At 32.3% G+C, this 20337-nt stretch carries 20 protein-coding genes and 2 pseudogenes; 19 read left to right on the top strand and 3 right to left on the bottom strand.

Annotated features, from left to right (window positions below):
• Nucleotides 1-73: 73 nt before the first annotated feature.
• From PSR14_RS14655 to PSR14_RS14630, 6 genes and pseudogenes are all read left to right on the top strand, one after another.
• Nucleotides 74-862, top strand: coding sequence for a PH domain-containing protein (locus PSR14_RS14655; RefSeq protein ID WP_076855827.1), 789 nt, complete (start codon nucleotides 74-76; stop codon nucleotides 860-862).
• Between the two features lie 196 nt (nucleotides 863-1058).
• Nucleotides 1059-2642 carry a M3 family metallopeptidase gene (locus tag PSR14_RS14650; RefSeq protein ID WP_098487564.1) on the top strand — a complete coding sequence of 528 codons (1584 nt, stop codon included), beginning with the start codon at nucleotides 1059-1061 and terminating at the stop codon, nucleotides 2640-2642.
• Nucleotides 2643-2654: 12 nt separating this feature from the next.
• Nucleotides 2655-3404 (top strand): WecB/TagA/CpsF family glycosyltransferase, encoded by a 750-nt coding sequence (locus PSR14_RS14645; protein ID WP_073541756.1) that lies wholly within the window; start codon nucleotides 2655-2657, stop codon nucleotides 3402-3404.
• Nucleotides 3405-3421: 17 nt separating this feature from the next.
• Nucleotides 3422-4802 (top strand): annotated as a pseudogene (locus tag PSR14_RS14640) (5'-methylthioadenosine/adenosylhomocysteine nucleosidase).
• Between the two features lie 281 nt (nucleotides 4803-5083).
• Nucleotides 5084-5788, top strand: a complete 705-nt coding sequence (locus PSR14_RS14635) for a carboxylesterase (RefSeq protein WP_113732503.1) — start codon at nucleotides 5084-5086, stop codon at nucleotides 5786-5788.
• Between the two features lie 268 nt (nucleotides 5789-6056).
• Nucleotides 6057-6509, top strand: a complete 453-nt coding sequence (locus PSR14_RS14630) for a GNAT family N-acetyltransferase (protein ID WP_103102496.1) — start codon at nucleotides 6057-6059, stop codon at nucleotides 6507-6509.
• 52 nt (nucleotides 6510-6561) lie between these two features.
• Here the strand turns inward: PSR14_RS14630 and PSR14_RS14625 are convergent, their stop codons facing one another.
• Nucleotides 6562-6981, bottom strand: a complete 420-nt coding sequence (locus PSR14_RS14625) for a hypothetical protein (RefSeq protein ID WP_000976094.1) — start codon at nucleotides 6979-6981, stop codon at nucleotides 6562-6564.
• Nucleotides 6982-7102: 121 nt separating this feature from the next.
• On the opposite strand from PSR14_RS14625, the gene PSR14_RS14620 reads away from it, so the two are divergent.
• The 3 genes from PSR14_RS14620 (at nucleotide 7103) to PSR14_RS14610 (ending at nucleotide 11114) form a co-directional block, all read left to right on the top strand.
• Nucleotides 7103-7750: a response regulator transcription factor gene (locus PSR14_RS14620; protein WP_000865966.1), complete on the top strand. Its 648-nt coding sequence runs from the start codon at nucleotides 7103-7105 to the stop codon at nucleotides 7748-7750.
• Nucleotides 7743-9119 carry a cell wall metabolism sensor histidine kinase WalK gene (locus tag PSR14_RS14615; protein WP_073541753.1) on the top strand — a complete coding sequence of 459 codons (1377 nt, stop codon included), beginning with the start codon at nucleotides 7743-7745 and terminating at the stop codon, nucleotides 9117-9119. The genes PSR14_RS14620 and PSR14_RS14615 overlap by 8 nt, the downstream gene beginning before the upstream one ends.
• 201 nt (nucleotides 9120-9320) lie before the next feature.
• Nucleotides 9321-11114, top strand: a complete 1794-nt coding sequence (locus tag PSR14_RS14610) for a Xaa-Pro dipeptidyl-peptidase (protein WP_073541752.1) — start codon at nucleotides 9321-9323, stop codon at nucleotides 11112-11114.
• 169 nt (nucleotides 11115-11283) lie between these two features.
• Here PSR14_RS14610 and PSR14_RS14605 read toward each other — a convergent pair whose 3' ends face one another.
• A complete protein-coding gene (locus PSR14_RS14605; protein ID WP_113732500.1) occupies nucleotides 11284-11565 on the bottom strand; it encodes a hypothetical protein in 282 nt (93 codons plus the stop codon).
• A gap of 205 nt (nucleotides 11566-11770) precedes the next feature.
• On the opposite strand from PSR14_RS14605, the gene PSR14_RS14600 reads away from it, so the two are divergent.
• From PSR14_RS14600 to PSR14_RS14590, 3 genes are all read left to right on the top strand, one after another.
• A complete protein-coding gene (locus PSR14_RS14600) occupies nucleotides 11771-12535 on the top strand; it encodes a bifunctional 2-polyprenyl-6-hydroxyphenol methylase/3-demethylubiquinol 3-O-methyltransferase UbiG (RefSeq protein WP_000490898.1) in 765 nt (254 codons plus the stop codon).
• A gap of 201 nt (nucleotides 12536-12736) precedes the next feature.
• On the top strand, nucleotides 12737-13000 hold the full coding sequence (locus tag PSR14_RS14595; protein ID WP_001262613.1) for a hypothetical protein: 264 nt from the start codon (nucleotides 12737-12739) through the stop codon (nucleotides 12998-13000).
• 311 nt (nucleotides 13001-13311) lie between these two features.
• Nucleotides 13312-13542, top strand: a complete 231-nt coding sequence (locus PSR14_RS14590; protein WP_000789033.1) for a hypothetical protein — start codon at nucleotides 13312-13314, stop codon at nucleotides 13540-13542.
• A 254-nt stretch (nucleotides 13543-13796) separates the two neighbouring features.
• Here the strand turns inward: PSR14_RS14590 and PSR14_RS14585 are convergent, their stop codons facing one another.
• Nucleotides 13797-14228 (bottom strand): cytidine deaminase, encoded by a 432-nt coding sequence (locus tag PSR14_RS14585; RefSeq protein WP_073541750.1) that lies wholly within the window; start codon nucleotides 14226-14228, stop codon nucleotides 13797-13799.
• 153 nt (nucleotides 14229-14381) lie between these two features.
• Here PSR14_RS14585 and PSR14_RS14580 point away from each other — a divergent pair.
• The 7 genes and pseudogenes from PSR14_RS14580 to PSR14_RS14550 all read left to right on the top strand — a co-directional run.
• Nucleotides 14382-14468: pseudogene (locus tag PSR14_RS14580) on the top strand (ankyrin repeat domain-containing protein); the annotation flags it as partial.
• On the top strand, nucleotides 14465-15061 hold the full coding sequence (locus PSR14_RS14575) for a DJ-1/PfpI family protein (RefSeq protein WP_000981417.1): 597 nt from the start codon (nucleotides 14465-14467) through the stop codon (nucleotides 15059-15061). The pseudogene PSR14_RS14580 and the gene PSR14_RS14575, both read left to right, overlap by 4 nt.
• Nucleotides 15062-15448: 387 nt before the next feature.
• On the top strand, nucleotides 15449-15805 hold the full coding sequence (locus PSR14_RS14570) for a septum formation initiator family protein (RefSeq protein ID WP_001228720.1): 357 nt from the start codon (nucleotides 15449-15451) through the stop codon (nucleotides 15803-15805).
• 259 nt (nucleotides 15806-16064) lie between these two features.
• Complete coding sequence (locus PSR14_RS14565) at nucleotides 16065-16391, top strand: DUF3870 domain-containing protein (protein ID WP_000271328.1); 327 nt, start codon at nucleotides 16065-16067, stop codon at nucleotides 16389-16391.
• A gap of 143 nt (nucleotides 16392-16534) precedes the next feature.
• Nucleotides 16535-17596 (top strand): dipeptide epimerase, encoded by a 1062-nt coding sequence (locus PSR14_RS14560; RefSeq protein WP_113732499.1) that lies wholly within the window; start codon nucleotides 16535-16537, stop codon nucleotides 17594-17596.
• A gap of 39 nt (nucleotides 17597-17635) precedes the next feature.
• Nucleotides 17636-18637 (top strand): C40 family peptidase, encoded by a 1002-nt coding sequence (locus PSR14_RS14555; RefSeq protein WP_073541748.1) that lies wholly within the window; start codon nucleotides 17636-17638, stop codon nucleotides 18635-18637.
• 20 nt (nucleotides 18638-18657) lie between these two features.
• Nucleotides 18658-20280, top strand: coding sequence for a peptide ABC transporter substrate-binding protein (locus PSR14_RS14550; RefSeq protein ID WP_073541747.1), 1623 nt, complete (start codon nucleotides 18658-18660; stop codon nucleotides 20278-20280).
• Nucleotides 20281-20337: the final 57 nt, after the last annotated feature.

Genomic DNA, 20337 nt, shown 5'->3' with positions numbered 1-20337 from the left:
ATGAATTATAAAGTAGGGGACTAAATATTATTGAAAATAATAGAATGATGTTATAGAAATTTGGAGGTTAATTATGGGGTTTTTTAGTTTAAAAGTAGTATGTGGTGTTTGTGAGAATAAAGTTGGATTGAATCGATACAAAGTAAAAAAATCAAATGCTTGGATTTGTCCAGATTGTTTGAAAGAAGCGGGTGGAATGACTGTTGTGCCTGTAAATAAAATTAGTATTGAAGAAATTAAAGAAATGATTGAAGAGAAGAAAGATGTAATGAATGCCAGAGCAGAAAAAATTGCTAAAAATCCGATGTCTACTGCTGAAGGAATGTATCAATACAGTGTTGATAATAAATTTGGTTCTGGACATAATGAAAAGTGGGGCTTAAAACATTTTGGAGTACTTGAAACAAACTTGATACAAGACGAAGAAGTTTTAATGACATTTATTGGTTTACATAATTATGAATCTGCAACAAAGCATGATCGTAATTTCGCGTATGCTATTACGAATAAAAGAATTATGTTTGGACAAAAATCTTTAACTGGTGAGAAATTCAAATCTGTAGCTTACGAAAAAATAAATGATATAACATTTGAAAAAGGATTACTATTTGGGGTATTAACGATTGATACTCCACAAGAAAAATTTAATATTTCTTTAGATAAAGAGTCAGCAACAGCTATAAATAACAATGTTCATCAAGTCCTAGATTCATTAAAAAAAGAAAAAGTTGAGGAAAGACCAGTAACAAATGCTACTATTTCTGTGGCAGATGAGCTGAAAAAATTTAAGGAATTACTAGATATGGGTGTTATTACAGAAGATGAATTTAATGCAAAGAAAAAGCAGTTACTAAATATATAAATAAGTTTTTTATGAAAATGCTAAATATAAGATGTTAAAAATATGATTCTGTCATGAGCAGAATCATATTTTTTTGAATTCATGTCGCTTATAAAAATCTAAATATTTAAAGATATTAAAATTTTTTCATTTCATATATAATTGTGTAGGGAGAAATATCTGTAACTATTTGTAAAAATAGGAGGAGGCTATAAAAATGCATGAAATTGCTAAGTGGGATTTAGATTCATTGTATTCGAATGAAGATATCCTATCTCCAATATTGGAGTTAAAAGAACAATTTTTTGTAACAAAAGATATAGGGATTCTTTCAAATCTTATACAATCTATTGAAAAAGCAGAATACTATTTGTACTGCCGATCAGCTGAAGAAAGTGTTTCATCTGACATTACTAGATTGACTATGAAAGTAAAGGAACTAAAAAGTGAAGTGCAGCAAGTCATACAGCAAAGTGAAGTGGAAATTACTGATAATACTAGGCTAATAAAAGATGAACTACATGCGTGGGAAAATATGTACATACAATTAAGGAATAGGATAGAAATAGAGCACAATAATAAGCAATTATCATTTGGACAAGCAAATCATGTTGCAATGAATAGTGATAATGAAAAGGAAAGACTAGAAGTATTCGAGTCATTAATATGTGCTTTACATAAGGAGAAAGAAATTTTTGCTACTGTATTAAATCAAATAGGAAGATTGCGTAATACAAAGGGCAATGACTTAGAAGATAGAGAGATTTTAGCAAGGTCCCTTTATGCGAATGGTATTTCAGAAACTGTATTATTACAAATATGGAATGCGACAGAAGAAAACCTAGATAAATTAGTAAGTGCTTTAAACGTGTATAAGAAAGGTAGAGCTTCGATTACATGGCATGAACTTATGACAGTAAAGGAGAATAATGAGGTTAGTATTCCTTTTTCAGTAGCAGTACAAAACATATACGATGCATTAAAAAATATAGATGAAGAATTAGCAGAATTTGCACGTCATGCGATAGAAAGTGGTTGGGTAGATGCAGAACCGAGAGAGAATAAACCCCCAGGTGGATTTTGTGCTCCTTTTTTCAGTGAAAAAGAATCTCGAATCTCTATGCGTTATGACGGAAGTATCGATAGTGTAAGGATACTTGCCCACGAACTAGGACATGCTTGGCATTTTTATAATATGAGTTTTGAGCAATCCTCTTCTTTTTTAGATGATTATTTGCCAATGAGTACAGCTGAATCAGCGTCTATTTTCTTTGAAACATTGCTTATAAATTATCTAATTCAAACAACAGATAGTATAGATATAAAAAAGTCATTGCTTAGCTGGAAAATAAGAAACTGTTTTAATTATATAATGGCAATTCGAGCATCGTTCGAATTTGAGAAGAACTTTTATGAAAAATGTAAAGTAAGTCCTTTAAGTGCTGATCAAATCGAGAAATTATCTATAGTAGCGCAAGAAAAAGCATATGGAAATTCATTATCAGAATATCAGCCGTTTGTTTGGATGAAATATGTTCAGTTTTATTTAGCAGATGTTCCTTTTTATAATTATCCATACACATTTGGGTATTTAGCTAGTTTTAGTTTATTAGAAATAGCTAAAGAAAGGAAAAGTACTTTTCACTTGAAATATAAAGAGTTTTTACGAGAAACAGGAAAAAATTCAGTGGAAGAACTTATGAAAAAACATTTTGAAATAAATATAACAAGCTATGAATTTTGGGATAAAGCTTTTAAACAAATTTCTAAAGATATTGATGAATATTTGCAACTTATGTAAGGGGAGAGTAAAGTGAATCACCAACTTATAAAGGGAATACCTTTTTCAACTTTAGAATATGCACAAGTTATAAGTTTATTAAAAGGTTGGCTACATGAAAAACAAGAGAAACCAAGATTTGTAGTAACTGCAAATCCTGAAATTGTTATGTCTGCAAAGGAAAGTACGGCTAAATCTAAACAGTTTAAAAAGATGTTACTATCTGCGGATTTAATAACAGCGGATGGAATTGGTGTCATAATTGGCTCGAAAATATTAAAAGGAACGCTGAAAGAACGCGTCACTGGGGCAGATATCACTCACGATTTAATAAAATATTGTAACGATAATAGATACCGCGTCTTTCTTTTTGGAGCTGCTCCAGAAAGTAATAAAAAGGCATTAGAAAAATTAAATGAGCAGTTCCCGGGAGCACAGTTTAAAGGACAGCATGGATTTGTAAATGGTGAGGAAATAGAAGAAGTAAAAATGAAAATAAAGCAATTCAAGCCGCACTTACTGCTAGTAGGACTAGGTTCACCAAAACAAGAAGAATTCATCTATGAAAACATACAAACATTAAACATTCCACTATCTATTGGTATTGGAGGTATGATCGATATATTATCTGGTACTGTAAAAAGAGCACCAAAAATTATGAGGGATACTGGAACTGAATGGCTGTATAGGTTACTTTCACAGCCCAAAAGATTAAAGAGACAAATCGTACTTCCGAAATTTTTATTGTCGGTTATGTCTGAAAGAATTAAAGGGAGTAATTAATAAAGGAGAGTACATTCATGAACAGAATCAGCATTATCGGAGCAATGCAAATTGAAATAGACTTACTTTTAGAAAAATTAGTTTTACAAGAAGAACAAACAATCGCAGGAATGCCTTTTTACGTTGGGGAATTCATGGGAACAGAAATAATTGTTACAAGATGTGGTGTAGGGAAAGTTAATGCAGCCGCATGTACGCAAACGTTAATTCATAAATTTGATGTAGATGCTATCATCAATACCGGTGTTGCTGGCGGGCTACATCCAGATGTAAAAGTTGGCGATATAGTTATTTCAACGAATGTAACTCATCATGATGTAAGTAAGACTCAAATGAAAAACTTATTCCCGTTCCAAGAGGAGTTTTACGCAAGTAAGAAATTAATGGAGTTAGCACGTACTGCATGCAATAGTAGTAGTTTACATATTGGAGTTCATGAAGGGAGAATCGTAAGCGGTGAATGTTTTGTTGAAGATTCAAACCTAAAAGCGAAATTAATAGATGAATATGCACCGCATTGTACAGAAATGGAAGGTGCAGCAATTGGACATGTTGCCTACATAAATGAAGTACCGTTTCTCGTAATGCGATGTATTTCTGACAGTGCAGACGATGAAGCACAAATTTCTTATGATGACTTCGCGAAAACGGCCGCAAACTATTGTTCAGAAATTATCGTTGAGATGCTGAAAAATATATCAAGTAAAACTGTATTATAATTCAAAAGGAGAGAATGAAATGTTACAAGCATTAATTTTTGATATGGACGGAACGTTATTTCAAACAGATAAAATTTTAGAATTATCGTTAGATGATACATTTGATCACTTAAGATCCCTTCAATTATGGGATACGGTAACGCCTATTGATAAATACCGTGAAATAATGGGTGTACCTTTACCGAAAGTTTGGGAAGCTTTATTACCGGATCATTCTCTTGAAATAAGAGAACAAACAGATGCATATTTTTTAGAAAGATTAATTGAAAACATTAAGAGCGGAAAAGGTGCTTTATATCCGAATGTAAAAGAAATTTTTACATATATAAAAGAAAATAATTGTTCAATTTATATTGCTAGTAATGGTTTAACTGAATATTTACAAGCAATCGTATCTTATTATGAGTTAGATCAATGGGTTACTGAAACGTTTAGTATTGAACAAATAAACTCACTTAATAAAAGCGACTTAGTAAAAAGTATTTTGAACAAATATGATATAAAAGAAGCAGCTGTAGTCGGGGATCGTTTATCTGATATAAACGCAGCTAAAGATAATGGCTTGATTGCGATTGGATGTAATTTTGATTTTGCACAAGAAGATGAACTTGCCCAAGCTGATATAGTAATAGATGATTTACTGGAGTTGAAGGGGATATTGCCTGCTATACAGAGATAATGAAGTTGTTTAAATTACAATATAATCATTCTAAAAATAATAAAGTCGTTTAAAAATCTTTCTTCCATTAACGGAGTAAATTGCTTAGTGGGGAATTAAAATAAGTACTTGTGGCTTCTGAAGAAATGGAAAAAGAAAGATGTTAAATACAAAGTAGACTCTGTTATACAGAGGTAGAGATAGTGGTATTCATTTGTGATGGATTAGTAATGGTTTGATTTGGATTATAAAGTGTGTGCGTTTTTTGCCAAGTACTATATGACTTATTCTATGGAGGAAATATGCTTAAAGATAATTTTAACATTAATAATATTCCCACGGTTTTGTGGGGAGATAAAAGTGAAAAAGTTTTTATTGCAGTACATGGAAATATGTCAAATAAGGAAGATGCAGTTATTCAAATATTAGCTGAAGAAGCTAATCAAAAAGGTTATCAAGTATTAAGCTTTGATTTACCTGAGCATGGAGAAAGAACAAATGATAATACTCCTTGCAAAGTACAGCTTTGTGTTAGTGAATTATCTATAATTATGAATTACGCAAAAGAGCATTGGAAAGAAGTAAGTGTGTTTGCATGTAGTATAGGAGCTTATTTTAGCCTTTTAGCCTATCAAAATGATGTGATTGAAAAGGCATTATTTTTATCACCAGTAGTTAATATGGAACGAATTATCGAAAATATGATGAAATGGTTTAATGTAACACCAGAACTTTTGCAAAAAGAAATGACTATAGAGACACCAATTGGTCAAAAGTTATATTGGGATTATTTATGCTATGTAAAAGAACATCCTATTAATACATGGAATATAGATACATATATTATGTACGGAGCTAAGGATGAACTGTGTGAATTTGAAATTATTAACGATTTTACAAAAAAACATCGTTGTGCATTAGAAGTCATGGAGACAGGTGAACATTATTTTCATACTGAAGAACAGTTAAAGATATTTGAACTGTGGTTACACAAGCTTATAGATTAACAAATTATAACTTAACTTGAACAATGTTAGAGTAGAATGATGAATTTATAAACTGATATTATATTTGAGAGACATTATAAATGTAAATCTATTCATTTAAGCAAACAGCTACTTTAGTTCAATAAGACTTAAACAACTATATTATCGATTTAAAACTGAAGTGAAGAATACACATACTACGAATTGAATAAGATAACAATCATAAAAATGCTCAGAATAAATGATTCTAGAGCATTTTTATGTGTTTCTATATTAAGGGGGGATTTACTTGAAAGATATACATATTCAACAAATTGAAGATTTAATGATATACGAACACGAATATCTTGTTCAGGAAAGCAAAGACGAAGGATTTTATTTCCTAATAAAATTAATAAGTGAATATGAAAATAAAATAAACACATTTAATAAAACTGGTGAATGCTTATATGGGATTTTTCATGGGGAAAAGTTAATCGGAATAGGAGGGTTAAATGAGGATCCATATACAGAAAATAATAAGATTGGCCGATTAAGGCGATTTTATATTACAAAGGACTATCGTCGTATAGGGCTAGGGAACTTGTTATTAAAGCGACTATTATATCATGCGGAAAAGTATTTTAAAGTGGTTGTTTTACATACAGATACAAAACAAGGTGATGCATTTTATAGTGCAAATGGATTTGTGAAGGGGCAGGTATATAAAGGCTCTAGTCACTATAAAGTATTATGTTTGTAAAAAAAGAGACCTCTGCTTCGAAAAATAAGCTTATGAAGTCTCTTTTTTCTAGTCAATTATGTTTAACATTCATTTCTTTCAATAGTCCCTTCGGATCACCTTTTACATAATAAAAATGTGGATTATTTTCATCGTCGTAAAGCATAATATAAGGTTTTTGATTAAGAGGGAGAAGAATAAGTACTTCATCAATTGTTGTTTGTAGCCATTGATTTGTAATAGAAACTGGTTTAGATAAAGGGATTTTTATCATGTGACCATCTTTTGGAACGACATTTAAGTTTTTGAAGGGGCCAGTAATGGATTTAGCATATTGAACAGCTTTTTTTTGAATAGCTGGATCTAAAGATTGTTTTTGAACGACCATTTCTTTTTGACAATCAAATACTTCAATTTGTTGATTTGTATTTGCGAACGCATTTGTTGATAATAAGAAGAAAAGAAGAGTAATGACCCCGATTTTTTTCATCATAGTACAACACCTCGTTTTTACTATACCCTTAACTAGTTCAAATATTTTTCTGTCACATACATGTAACAAAGAAGTTGTATGATACAATTAATTTTTGTTTAAAAGCAATGGAGGATAATGTATGAAAGTATTAATCGCAGATGATGAACAAGATATGCTAAGGATTTTAAAAGCTTATTTTGAGAAAGAAGGCTTCGAAGTTTTCTTAGCGAAAGATGGAGAAGAAGCACTTCAAATATTTTATGATGAAAAAATTGATTTAGCTATTTTAGATTGGATGATGCCGAAACATAGTGGTATTACTGTTTGTAAGGAAATAAAGAAAAACTCAAGCGTAAAAGTATTAATGCTTACGGCGAAAAGTGAAAGCGAAGATGAATTAGCAGCGCTTCAAAGCGGGGCAGATGAGTACGTAAAAAAACCATTTCATCCAGGTGTATTAATCACTAGAGCGAAAAAGCTTATACAGCACGATGATGTCATTCAAGTTCAAGATTTGAAAATAGATTTTACGAAAAATAAAGTTTATAAAAATGACAAAGAGTTAGATATTACAAAAACAGAGCTAGAATTAATAAAGTGTTTTTTAAGTCATAAAGGCATGATTTTGACTCGTAAAAAATTGTTAGATATCGTATGGGGATTTGACTATTTTGGAGAAGAGCGAACTGTTGATACACATGTAAGAAGGTTACGTAAAAAAGTAGGAGAAAATATTATAAAGACGCATCGTGGTTTAGGGTATAGTTTGGAGGAGCAGAGTGAATAAACTTGGAAAAAAACTATTTCTCAGCATTTCTTTAACTGTTATTCTTATTTTTACGATCTCTTTATTAATAATTAACTATCTTTTACCGAAATATAATATTTACAAAACGAGAGAGAACTTGAATGAATTTACAGTGCAAATACAAAATACACCTGTAAATGAGTTAGAAGATGTAATTCGTACAATTGAAAGCGAAAATAACGTTACGTTTGCATATACGTCAATCAATCAGTCAGAAGATGATATGAACGAATCGTTACGCATGCAACTTACGAAAAAGAAAGTAGTTTTAAATAAACTGTGGATTACGAAAGACGCAGTCATGAAGGTGAAAGTGGAAGGGCAATCGAATAAACTATATGATCAAGAGAAGTTAAAAGCAAGTTTTTTCGCTAAATATATTGCAAAAGATAATACAATAATTTTAATGGGAACTTCTATTGCACATTCTAACGAAATTATAAAAACGTTAAATACATTTTATTTATACATTCTTTGTTTCTCACTCCTTCTTATTATTTTACTTGTGTGGATACTTTCAAAAATAATAACGACTCCATTAAAAGAGCTAAGTGATGTAGCTCAGGACATTTCACATTTGAAGTTTAAAAGAACAAAAGTGAAAACGAACGATGAAATAGGGGAGTTAGCCGATAGTATTAATATCATGAGTGATACACTACATGAAGCACATCAAGATTTAACAGATCGTAATGAACATTTAAAACGATTTATGGGTGATGTGACGCATGAATTAAAGACACCAATTGCATTAGTAAAAGCATATTCTATGGGAATTAAGGATGGGTTAGATGATGGGACATACGTAGATACAATTATTAAACAAACAGATCAAATATCAAACTTAATTGAAGAACTATTACAATTTTCGAAGTTAGAAAGAGATGTTTTACAAAAAGAAGAATTCCCTATTGAACCATTAGTCCGAAGTATAATAGATAAGCATAAAATTGAACTGGAGTCGAAAGAAATACAGTTGCAGACGAACAGTAATATTAAAAATCAGGTCATTTATGCGGATTTAAATAAAATGGGAATGGTGTTTCAAAATTTAATTTCTAACGCAATAAAATATACAACAAATCAAAACATAATAATCACTTTAGAAGAGAGAAATAAAAGTGTATATTTTCAAATTAAAAATGGGATTAATGCAGAACAAATTCAAGATATCGAAAAAATTTGGGAACCTTTTTATGTCTTAGACTCTTCACGAAGTAAAGAAAAATCAGGCACAGGATTAGGACTAGCGATAGTGAAAAGTATTTTAGAAAGGCATGGTTTTGACTATGGCGTATCTACTAAAGAGGGAGAAATACGGTTTTATATTACTATGAAGAATGACTAATTCAATACAATTAGAAGCATCGTCTATTAATAGGTGATGTTTTTTATTGATTATATGAGAGCAGTAAATCAGAATATATAACCTTGAAAGCCCGTTGGAAGAGTGTTCTACAAATTTCTCAAGTTGCTGTATAAAAAATAAACTGAATTTTCAGTAATTATATTGTATAGTAAAAGGAGACATAAATGGGGAGGGAAGGATATGGGGAAAAAGAAAATAGCAACATTATCAGCAATATTATCTTTATCAATTACGTCAGGAGTTTCTAGTATGACTGCGTATGCAGACAATAAAGAAACAAACTACATAAATGAGCATGACGTGAAGTTAAATGGAATTGTTTCAGATGCGTTACGTTCAAGTACGAAAATTGAATTAGAAAATGGGATGACAAAACCGATTTATTCGCTTGATGAAGCAATTATTGAAAATTTATTTGTAGAAACGGAAGTAGATAGTGATCGAGATGGAAAAAAAGATCGAGTATCAGTAAAAGTTATGCGTCCAAAAACTGATCCAAATGTGAAAGTTCCTGTTATATATGAAATGAGTCCATATCGAGCTGGTTTAAAAGATGTTCCTGTATATAACGTAGATGAAGAATTGTATGCGTATGAAGGGAAACCGTATGGAGCTGTTAATCTTGGTTCGTATGGAAATTATTATGTACCAAGAGGTTATGCAGTCATTTTAGGCGAAAGTATTGGAACTGGGAAATCAGATGGATGTCCGACGACTGGGGATGAGCAAGAAATATTAGGGACGAAATCTGTTATTGATTGGGTAAATGGACGTGCGAAAGCATATACAGAAAATGGTGAGGAAGTTAAAGCCGATTGGTCAACGGGAAATGTAGGTATGACAGGAGTTTCTTATAATGGTACGTTACCAAATGCTGTTGCGACGACTGGTGTTGAAGGGTTGAAAACAATTATTCCAATCGCAGCGATTAGTAGTTGGTATGATTATTATCGTGCAAACGGTGCAGTGATTGCGCCAGGTGGATACCAAGGAGAAGATACAGATAATATGGCAGAAGCAGTATTAACAAGGGAAAACCCTGAAGTTTGCGGACAAGTAATAAAAGAACTAACAGCCGGACAGGACCGGAAAACTGGTAATTATAATGATTTTTGGGATAAACGAAATTATGTAAAAGATGCTAAAAATATAAAAGCGAGTGTGTTTGTTGTTCATGGTTTAAATGATTGGAATGTAAAAACGAAGCAGTTCGCGCAATGGTGGGAAGCGCTTGGAGAGAATGATGTTCCTCGTAAAATGTGGCTACATCAAGGTGGACACGGTGGAACATCAACGAATGACTGGCAAAGAACACAAAATAAATGGTTCGATTATTGGTTATATGGAATTGAAAATGGGATTATGAATGAGCCAATGGTTGATGTACAACGTGAAAATAAAACATGGGAAAAATTAAAAAACTGGCCAGATTCAGCAGCTGTACCGTCAAAAGTGCGAATGTATTTAAGTAATAAAGCAGTTAATTTACCATTCAGTATGGGTTCTGTTAATAAGATGTTTTCATTCGTAGATGATGCAAAAATGAAATCAAACGAATTAGTAGCAAATCCAGAATTAGAAGTAGCCAATCGATTAGTGTATACAATGCCTGTACTGCAAAAAGATACGCGTATAAGTGGTACACCAAAGATTTCAATTACAGGAAATATTGATCGATCTGTATCAAATTTAACAGCATTACTTGTTGATTACGGAGGAACGAAGCCGGAAATCGTAACACGAGGCTGGATGGATCCACAAAACGTAAAAAGTATAGAAAATTCAACAGCGATTCAACCAGGCAAAGATTATACATTTACATGGGACATGCAGCCAGATGATTATGTCTTTAAAGCTGGGCATCAAATAGGAGTCGTTTTAATTGCTAGCGACTATGATTATACAATTAGACCGAAAGCGGGCACGAAGCTTACAGTGAAATTAAGTGAAGTGACATTGCCAATTGTGAAATAAATAGTTATGGATAAAGAGGCTGTCCCAAAAGGTGCTTTTTAGCCAAAACCGAATAGAAAGTGAAAGGAAGAAACGTTGATTTAATAACGTTTCTTCCTTTTCAATTTCATGTGATTTTACTTCGAAAGAGACTTATGAGACAACCTCTTTACATTTTGAAAGGGAGAGTTTAATGTGAATGTTTATTGGTAGATACAAAAAGGCTTACAATAAATAAAAAAATTGCATTTATGATCAATAGGCCACTAAATGTAAGCCCAGCAAAACCTCCAGCGAATCCATCTCCTACTTTTTCACCAATTATGTGCAAAGTGGCGAAGAAAACGATGGGGGAAGAAAGAATGAAAATGCAACTGGTAATTTTCCATATTCCCCTATATTTCTTTGCTATAAAGAAAATTAGAGCATTAAAAGCAATAAGAAGTAAAAGAAATATAATGAATGAATTCATCATATCCTCCTTTTGGTAAAGAGTTTGAATTTTCATTATTTACATTGGCATTTCAAAGGAAATCTTATACAATATGATTATATTCTATGGAAAGTGAGTGATATAGTATGACAGTCAGCTCTTTCGAATTTTCATTAAAAATACAGGTACAGGGAGATTAATTGAATTTAAATCTTCCGTACGTAAAAAACGGGGGAGAAAATAAATGTTTAGTTTTTATAGTACACTTTGCACGGAACTTTATGATTACACAAAGCCTGTCGGTTATTCTTTAAATGGTGATATTGAGTATTATGAAGAACGTTTGAAAAATTGTAGAGGTAGAATTCTCGAAGCAGCAGTAGGATCAGGGCGTGTCATCATCCCGCTTCTTGAGGCTGGTTTTACAGTAGATGGGATTGACTATTCACCTGAGATGCTAGAATCGTGCCGTATAAGATGCAAAGAGAGAGGCTTACACCCTAATTTATATGAAGGAAGCTTACAACAATTTTCACTTCCGCATAAATATGAGGCAATTATTATTCCTACTGGTTCTTTTTGCTTAATTGAAAATCGAGAGGATTCTATAAATGCATTAAAATGTTTTTATGAACACCTTAATCCAGGTGGACGATTAATCGTAGATATTATGCTTCCGTATGACTGGAAGACGGGGGAGATTCATACATCGACTTTTTCTTTACCAAATGGTGACGGAATTACATTAGAAAATAAATCAATTGAAATAGATTGGCTGAACCAAGTTACTCTATCCTATTTAAAATATGAAAAATGGAGTAAAGGGCAGTTAGTACAAACGGAATTGCAACGCTTTGCGGTGTGTTGGTATGGAATAGAAGAGTTTAAACTTCTTTTAGAAAGTATTGGTTTCTCTAATATTACTTGCTCTGCTGATTATGTTTATGAAAAAGAACCGTCAAATGCTAATCAAATGTTTACTTTTGAAGCCGTGCGAAAAGAAAAATAAAGAAGTATGTAAGAAAACAAGGCAATTGATACAATATCGATTGTCTTGTTTTAATTGTATATTATTTACATGCTATTACGTTTTCATTGTCCAAGCATCCTTCTACTAACTACATATACTATTTATATTAAAGACAGTCACTATTTTAAATAGAACTGTAAGGTTTCTATAAATGATATTTTAGAGAGGTAGGGGATAAATTTGGCAAACGAAGAACAAGATAGAATTGAAAATCAAGTGTATTCAAATCGTGTAGTAAGATCAGAATTTGATGCGAATTGGGAAACTTGTATATCAAAAAGTGGTTATATAATTTATGTAGCAACAAGTAATAATGCTGAAGTAATAGTACTTCTTGCAGATGGTTCAAGTAAATTATTAATTTTCGAACAAGGCGGTAAAGTAGTAGTAGGCGGTGGTGGAACAAGTCATTACAGTAAGCCGCATATCGCAAGAAATATTTAAGGTAGAACAAAATGCCGGAAAATGGTTAACTCATTTTAGTAGAACTTGATGTACTACAAATACTTTTGAATGATCAGAGAAGTTTGTAGGGAATTGTACGGATCAATATTTGAAATATAATGTATGGTTTAAAGAATTCTATAAGCAATAAAAAAGCATTTCCTATTTCGGGAAATGCTTTTTCTATGTTATAGTATAATAGTGTTTTAAAACAATGTTATTTTAATATATTTCAAATTTTGTTATGTATTATTTTTATATTAAATTAGTTGCGTAAGTATTTTTTTATATAAGGAGTAATAATTAGAGAAATGAAAAATATAGACTTTATACTAGAAAGTGATGAGGCATTAAAACCGTCTGAACGATTAGTACTATTATTATTAGAGAAGCATAGAATGTTATATACGAACGATCTATTGGCATTATCTAATTTATCATATAAAACATTAACAGATTCATTAACGTCGCTTGTATTAAAATCATATGTGTTAAAGGAAACAGGTAAGGGAAGAAGACAGAATTGTTATAGATTGGTATGATAAGACTGCTGATTTTAGAGATTTTATATTAATATTTATCGAATGTAAGGAGAAAACGCATTTTTGTTTTTAAATGAAAAAATGTAATAAACTTAAATATTTTTAATTTCATTTTTGTTAATGATAATTTAATTATTTAAAAAATAGAAAAATAAAATAAACTGCATAAAACAGAAATAAAAAAACAATCCGTTTTTAAAACGGATTGTTTTTTATTGGAATAATATTATAAGATGAATGGAACACAGGAATAATTATTCTACTTCACTTGTATACTTTTCAGGTAATAATTCCATTACGTTACATTTTACAAGTTCACCATTATAAGAGAGTATAACATTCGTATTTTTTCCGTAATCACTTATTAATTCTCGACACATCCCACATGGAGCAACAACCCAACATTTTTCTATATCTTCATGAGGGTGTGGGTGTGCAACTGCTACAATGGTATCAAATTCATGATCACCTTCGGAAATAGATTTTCCTATTGCCATAGCTTCACCACATACTGTTATTCTTCCAATATTCGCTTCAACATGCACTGCTGCATAAATATTACCCGTTTTAGTTCGTACAGCTGAACCGATATGATGACGACCATATTTATAGTTTTTTTCGATTACTTTTTCAGCAGCTTTAATTAAATCATAGTCTTCACTATTTAAAGGTATTACGTGTAACATAATTTCTCCTCCATACTAAACATGATTAGCATTATTTTAGCAGAAAATTTTAATATTTAAAATAAAAGATAAATATTAAATAGATAATATTATTATGTAAACTATAATTAAAAAAGGAATATATAATAATCAACAGAACATATAGAAGAGTGTGATGATGAGAAAACAGCCTATGATATAGCCTTAGAAAAAGGTCATACTCACCTTTTACATTATTTGCAACAGGGAGTGAACGTGTGATGAATAAATGGAGTGTAGGGATATTTTTATTTAATGAGGTGGAAGTGTTAGATTTTGCAGGGCCATTTGAAGTTTTTTCTATCACTAAAGTACATGAAGAGAAACCATTTACTGTTTATACAGTTAGCCAAAATGGAGAAATGATTACAGCAAGGAACGGATTAAAGGTAAAGCCTGATTATAGTATTGAAGATTTACCACCAGTTGATATATTAATCATTCCAGGTGGTAAAGGCGCACGGGAAAATGAAGTGAAAAATGATATTGTAATAAATTGGGTTCGTCAGCAAATGAAAGAAGTAAAGCTAATGACTTCAGTTTGTACCGGAGCGTTATTACTCGCGAAAGCTGGTTTACTGGAAGGGTTAAAAGCAACAACACATTGGGCTAGTATTCAAACTTTCAAAAAAGATTTTCCGAATGTAGAAGTAATGGAGAATGTGAAATTTGTAGATGAAGGACATATTATTACATCGGCAGGTATTTCAGCTGGTATTAACATGTCATTTCATATTGTGAAAAATTTGCTAGGTGTGGAGATCGCTGAAGAAACGGCCAAAAATATGGAATATGATATTGATTTACAAAATTAAAAAAGCCCAAATTGGGCTTTTTTCTTATTTTGAGTGTATATAGGTATGATCTATGCTCTAAACTTAAGCTCTTAAACAGTCATTCTAGTTTATCGAATGTACGAAAATGCATCTCTTTTCTCCTTGTAACCATGTTAAAACAAGGAGAACTTTGTATGTAAAAAAACTCTTCTACAATAGTAGAAAAAGAATAACAGAAACTACTATTTTATGCCAGCATACATAAAAAAATGCAATGTAAATATGGAAATGTCGTCGAATGCTATCTTTAATTGGTTAATTAGTGAGATATTTTTGTGAAGGAGCTTATTTTATAAGAATAGAATTAAAGTTAATAAGAAATCATGCCGATGGTAGTGAAAATATATGTGTTAGGGGGATTTCATAATGAGGAAACTCAAGCGAATAAATGTTCCTAATATACAAGAACAACTATCACAGTCTAATGAAAATCGAGCAATTAATAAGAAAAAACTAAGACGATTTATATTCATGTTTATATTTATTGCGGCGGCTACTTTGTACGTTCAATTTATTTTAACGAAACAACAAGAAATAATTGTAGAAAAAAAAGATACAATTACGAATCAAAAAAAACAATTGGTTTCTTTAAAGAAAGATGAGGCTTCTTTAAAGACTAACATAGAAAATTTAACAGATGATGATGAAGAAATTTTGAAGTTTGCGAGAAAAGAATATCAATTTTCTAAGTCAAATGAAACTATATTTGTGTTGCCGAAATAGTGTAATAGAACAGTTAGCGATAGCTAGCTGTTTTTTCATGTAGGAATGTCATGGTACAAGAAACAATTACATATTGTAAAAATGAAGAGCTGGAGCTGTTTTTATACTTATGGAATATATACGAAAATAAATGTTGTTAAAATTCTGTCAATTGTATTATAATACAAGGTAAGCGGATACATTTTTTAATCCATGTTGAGTTTATCACTCATACGACTATTAAGAAAACCGTTATCCCGTATTAGAAAGGAAGAGAGCTGTGTACGCTTCAAATACAATTTATGTCGTAGGGGATGCGAAAGCACCTCAAAATAATCCCATTACCGAAAAGTTTAAAAGCTATTTTGTAGCGTTTGTACTTGTTAAGGAGACTGGGGAAATTGTAGATGCAGATTGCTCAGCGACAATTGCATTAACATCTCAATTCGTTAAATATTTATTTCTACATAAAAATATTAATGACCCAGAATTAGTAATGGAAATAAAAGATCGTTATTTCGGTTCGTCTCAAAAAGCATTACTTGTAGCATTAAAAGATGCACAGAAAAAATATAATCAAATCGCTGCTTTGTCTACCCATTCATAGACAAAATCCAGCCGTAAGAATCTTCTTATGGCTGGATTTTTTTATTTCACATTTACCTTCTATATGAAAAGTAAGCGAAAACGGAGATCTTTTGCTCCAAAAAAGTTGAGAATTAAGGATCCGTTTTGCCAGACAACGAAAGGATGAACAAAATGAAAATTACCGATGTAAAAGTAAATCGTAGACGTGTAAATCTTCATACACCGTTTAAAACCGCGCTTCGTACCGTAACCGAAATAGAAAGTATAGATGTATATATTCATACAGATGAAGGAATTGTTGGCAAGGGTGCAGCAGCTGCAACACCAGTTATTACGGGGGATTTCGCTAATGGGATTGAAGAAGCAATTTTAGGGCCGATGCGTTCCAATTTAATTGGTCAAGATATCATTCAATTTCAGCAGTTACTACAGCACATCCAAATGAGTTGCATTGGAAATCCAAGTGCGAAAGCCGCGGTAGATATCGCATTATATGATGTGTATTGTCAATATCATAACATTCCACTTTACGCATTATTAGGTGGAAAAAAAGAAATTCACACAGATATTACTGTAAGTGTAGATGAACCGTTCATTATGGCGAAAGAGGCAAAGCAACATGTAGAAAAAGGATTTCAAACTTTAAAAATTAAAGTGGGGAAATCTGCACACTTAGACTTAGAACGTATTGAAGCGATTCGAAATAGCGTACCAAAAAATACGACGTTACGATTAGATGCAAATCAAGGGTGGAATCCAAAAGAGGCAGTTTCTATCATTAAAGAGATGGAAAATCGCAATTTAAATATTGAATTTATTGAACAACCTGTTCATGCGAAAGATTGGGATGGATTAAAGTACGTCAAAGATCATGTACAAACACCTATTATGGCAGATGAAAGTATATTTTCAGCGAGTGATGCATTAAAAATTGTGCAAGGAAGATATGCAGACTTAATCAATATTAAATTAATGAAATGTGGAGGCATACGTGAAGCGTGGCGTATTGCTGATATCGCAGAAGCAGCTGGTGTGAAATGTATGGTAGGAAGCATGATGGAATCTTCTCTTTCTGTTAGCGCTGTTGCACATTTAGCTGCTGCACATCCTAATATTCATTACTTCGATCTTGATGCGCCACTTTGGTTAATGGAAGAACCGGAAGGAATGACTTATTTTGGATCAAAGGTAAACCTTCAATCGACAGTGAATAGTAAATCTTAGGAGAAGAGACTAGTAAATTATCTTTTAAGGGGGATATGTATGAAAAAAGTAGGAACTGCATTTTTAACAACTTTATTTATATTTTCATCGTTTACATCAGCAAATGCTGAAGAAAAGAAAGATAGTAAGGCGTTTATCGATATATCTGCCGCAACACTTTGGACCACGCCTGATTCATTACGGCCAATTGATGCACCAAGTGCTACAAATCCAGTTGATTTGTGGAAGTGGACGAAGTCGATGACGCTGGATGAGAAACTTTGGTTAACAAGTGCAAATAAATTAGAAACGCAAGCGTTATTAGGCCAAGAAGTAACAGTTGTAGATAAAAAAGGGGATTGGGTGAAAGTGTTAGTCCATGGTCAGCCAACACCTCGAAATGAAGAAGGCTACCCAGGATGGATGCCTGAAAAACAGTTAACATATAATCAAGAATTTGCAGATAAAACAAATGAACCTTTCGTATTAGTAACAAAACCGACAGCCATTTTATATATAAATCCTTCTGAAAAACATAAATCGCTTGAAGTGAGCTATAATACGCGGCTGCCCCTCCTAAGTGAAGATACAATTTCATACCGCGTGTTGCTACCAAATGGGCAGAAAGCTTGGCTACGAAAACATGATGGAACGGTTTACCGTTCTCAAAATGATATTCCAACCCCGACGGCCGATGATTTAATAAACACAGGGAAAATGTTTTTAGGATTACCGTACATTTGGGCTGGTACAAGTGGCTTCGGATTTGATTGCTCTGGATTTACACATACGATTTATAAATCGCACGGTATTACAATTCCACGAGATTCTGGTCCGCAATCGAGAAATGGAGTTGCAGTGGATAAAGAACATTTACAAAAAGGAGATTTAATCTTCTTTGCACATGATCAAGGGAAAGGCAGTGTTCATCATGTGGGGATGTACATTGGTGATGGAAATATGATTCACTCACCGAGAGCTGAAAGATCGGTAGAGATTATACCGCTAAATACACCAGGATATATAGAAGAATACGCTGGCGCCCGTCGTTACTTACCTTAAAAAATAGAGGGGGTTTTCAAATGAAAAAAGTTGTTCGTTACTCATTAGTTAGTACTTTATTCGTTTCTTCAATTTTAGTTGGCTGCGGAAAAGAAAAAACAACGACAAAGCCGAAAGATGAGAAGAAAGTATTACAGTTACTAGAAACGGGTGAAATTCCGTCATTAAATTCAGGGAAAGTAACAGATGCAGTATCATTTAACGTTTTAAATAACGTCATGGAAGGATTATTCCGCTTATCGAAAAACGATGAAGTGATTGAGGCTGGAGCACAAAAATATGAAGTGAGTAAAGATGGGAAAACATATACATTCCACTTGCGTGATGCGAAGTGGTCTAACGGAGATCCAGTAACAGCGCAAGATTACGTATATGCTTGGAAACAGCTTATCAATCCGGATACTGCTTCTCAATATGCATACATTGCATACGATGTGAAAAATGCGGAGAAAATAAATAAGAAACAACTAGGGTTAGAGGAATTAGGAGTAAAAGCGACGGATGATAAAACATTCGTTGTAGAGTTAGAACATCCTGTACCGTATTTTACGAAATTACTTATTTTACCATCGTTCTATCCAATTAACGAAAAATATGCGAAAGAACAAGGTGATAAATATGGATTAGAAGCAAATAAAGCGGTATATAATGGGCCTTTTACACTATCTGATTGGAAGCATGAAGCGAGCTTTACGATGAAGAAAAACGAAAAGTATTGGGATAAAAAAGCAGTGAAGTTAGATGAAGTAAACTATCAAATTGTTAAAGAAATTTCAACTGCGGTAAATTTATATGAAACAGATAAAGTTGATCGAGCTGTCATTTCAACTGAATTCGTAGATAAATATAAAAATAATAAAGAGCTTAAACAATATACAGATCCGGTTATGTACTTCTTCCGATTTAATGAAAATGTGCCGATTCTTAAAAATAAAAATGCACGTCTTGCACTAAGTACAGTGTTTGATAAGAAAGGACTTGCGACTTCATTTTTAAATGATGGATCGGTTGCTGCAAACTATTACGTGCCAAAAGGATTTTTAAAAGGTCCAGATAAAAAAGATTTTAGAAGTACAGCAGGTGAGTTTAATAAAACGGATGTAAAACAGGCGAAAGAATATTGGGAAAAGGCGAAGCAAGAGACTGGTACAAATGAAGTAACGCTTGAGTTATTAAACTATGATTTAGAAAACTTTAAGAAAGTAGGAGAATACATTAAAGAACAGCTAGAGAAAAACTTACCAGGCTTAAAGGTAAATGTAAAATTACAACCACATACGCAAAAGCTAGCGCTAGAGAAGAAGAAAGAATATGAAATGTCATTATCACGTTGGCTACCAGATTATCCAGATCCAATGACATACTTAGAAGTATTCCTTTCTGGAAGTAGTGTGAACAATACTGAATATGCGAATCCAGAATATGATGCGTTAATTAAGAAGATTAAAACAGAATTAGGTAATGATGAAAAGGCTCGCTGGAAAGCACTACAAGATGCTGAAAAAATGCTACTTGATGATGCAGTTATTGCTCCAGTATTCCAGCGCGGATTATCTTACTTACAAAAGCCGTATGTGAAAGATTTATACGTACATCAATTTGGACCAGCAACAAGTTTAAAGTGGGCAGATGTACAAAAATAAAGGATGAGAAAACAGACTCCACGTTTGTGGTAGTCTGTTTTTTAGTTAAAGTCGGGT

Origin of the sequence: Bacillus sp. A01H, assembly GCF_045277205.1 — a bacterium.
Lineage (GTDB): Bacteria > Bacillota > Bacilli > Bacillales > Bacillaceae_G > Bacillus_A > Bacillus_A paranthracis.
Note: the sequence above shows the minus strand (reverse complement) of the source record. Positions and strands in the feature narration are given on the sequence as shown.

Coding starts and splice junctions, on each gene's coding strand:
- PSR14_RS14655 (WP_076855827.1), top strand. CDS start 74: ATGGGGTTTTTTAGTTTAAAAGTAGTATGTGGTGTTTGTGAGAATAAA.
- PSR14_RS14650 (WP_098487564.1), top strand. CDS start 1,059: ATGCATGAAATTGCTAAGTGGGATTTAGATTCATTGTATTCGAATGAA.
- PSR14_RS14635 (WP_113732503.1), top strand. CDS start 5,084: ATGCTTAAAGATAATTTTAACATTAATAATATTCCCACGGTTTTGTGG.
- PSR14_RS14625 (WP_000976094.1), bottom strand. CDS start 6,981: ATGATGAAAAAAATCGGGGTCATTACTCTTCTTTTCTTCTTATTATCA.
- PSR14_RS14620 (WP_000865966.1), top strand. CDS start 7,103: ATGAAAGTATTAATCGCAGATGATGAACAAGATATGCTAAGGATTTTA.
- PSR14_RS14610 (WP_073541752.1), top strand. CDS start 9,321: ATGGGGAAAAAGAAAATAGCAACATTATCAGCAATATTATCTTTATCA.
- PSR14_RS14605 (WP_113732500.1), bottom strand. CDS start 11,565: ATGAATTCATTCATTATATTTCTTTTACTTCTTATTGCTTTTAATGCT.
- PSR14_RS14600 (WP_000490898.1), top strand. CDS start 11,771: ATGTTTAGTTTTTATAGTACACTTTGCACGGAACTTTATGATTACACA.
- PSR14_RS14590 (WP_000789033.1), top strand. CDS start 13,312: ATGAAAAATATAGACTTTATACTAGAAAGTGATGAGGCATTAAAACCG.
- PSR14_RS14585 (WP_073541750.1), bottom strand. CDS start 14,228: ATGTTACACGTAATACCTTTAAATAGTGAAGACTATGATTTAATTAAA.
- PSR14_RS14570 (WP_001228720.1), top strand. CDS start 15,449: ATGAGGAAACTCAAGCGAATAAATGTTCCTAATATACAAGAACAACTA.
- PSR14_RS14560 (WP_113732499.1), top strand. CDS start 16,535: ATGAACAAAATGAAAATTACCGATGTAAAAGTAAATCGTAGACGTGTA.
- PSR14_RS14555 (WP_073541748.1), top strand. CDS start 17,636: ATGAAAAAAGTAGGAACTGCATTTTTAACAACTTTATTTATATTTTCA.
- PSR14_RS14550 (WP_073541747.1), top strand. CDS start 18,658: ATGAAAAAAGTTGTTCGTTACTCATTAGTTAGTACTTTATTCGTTTCT.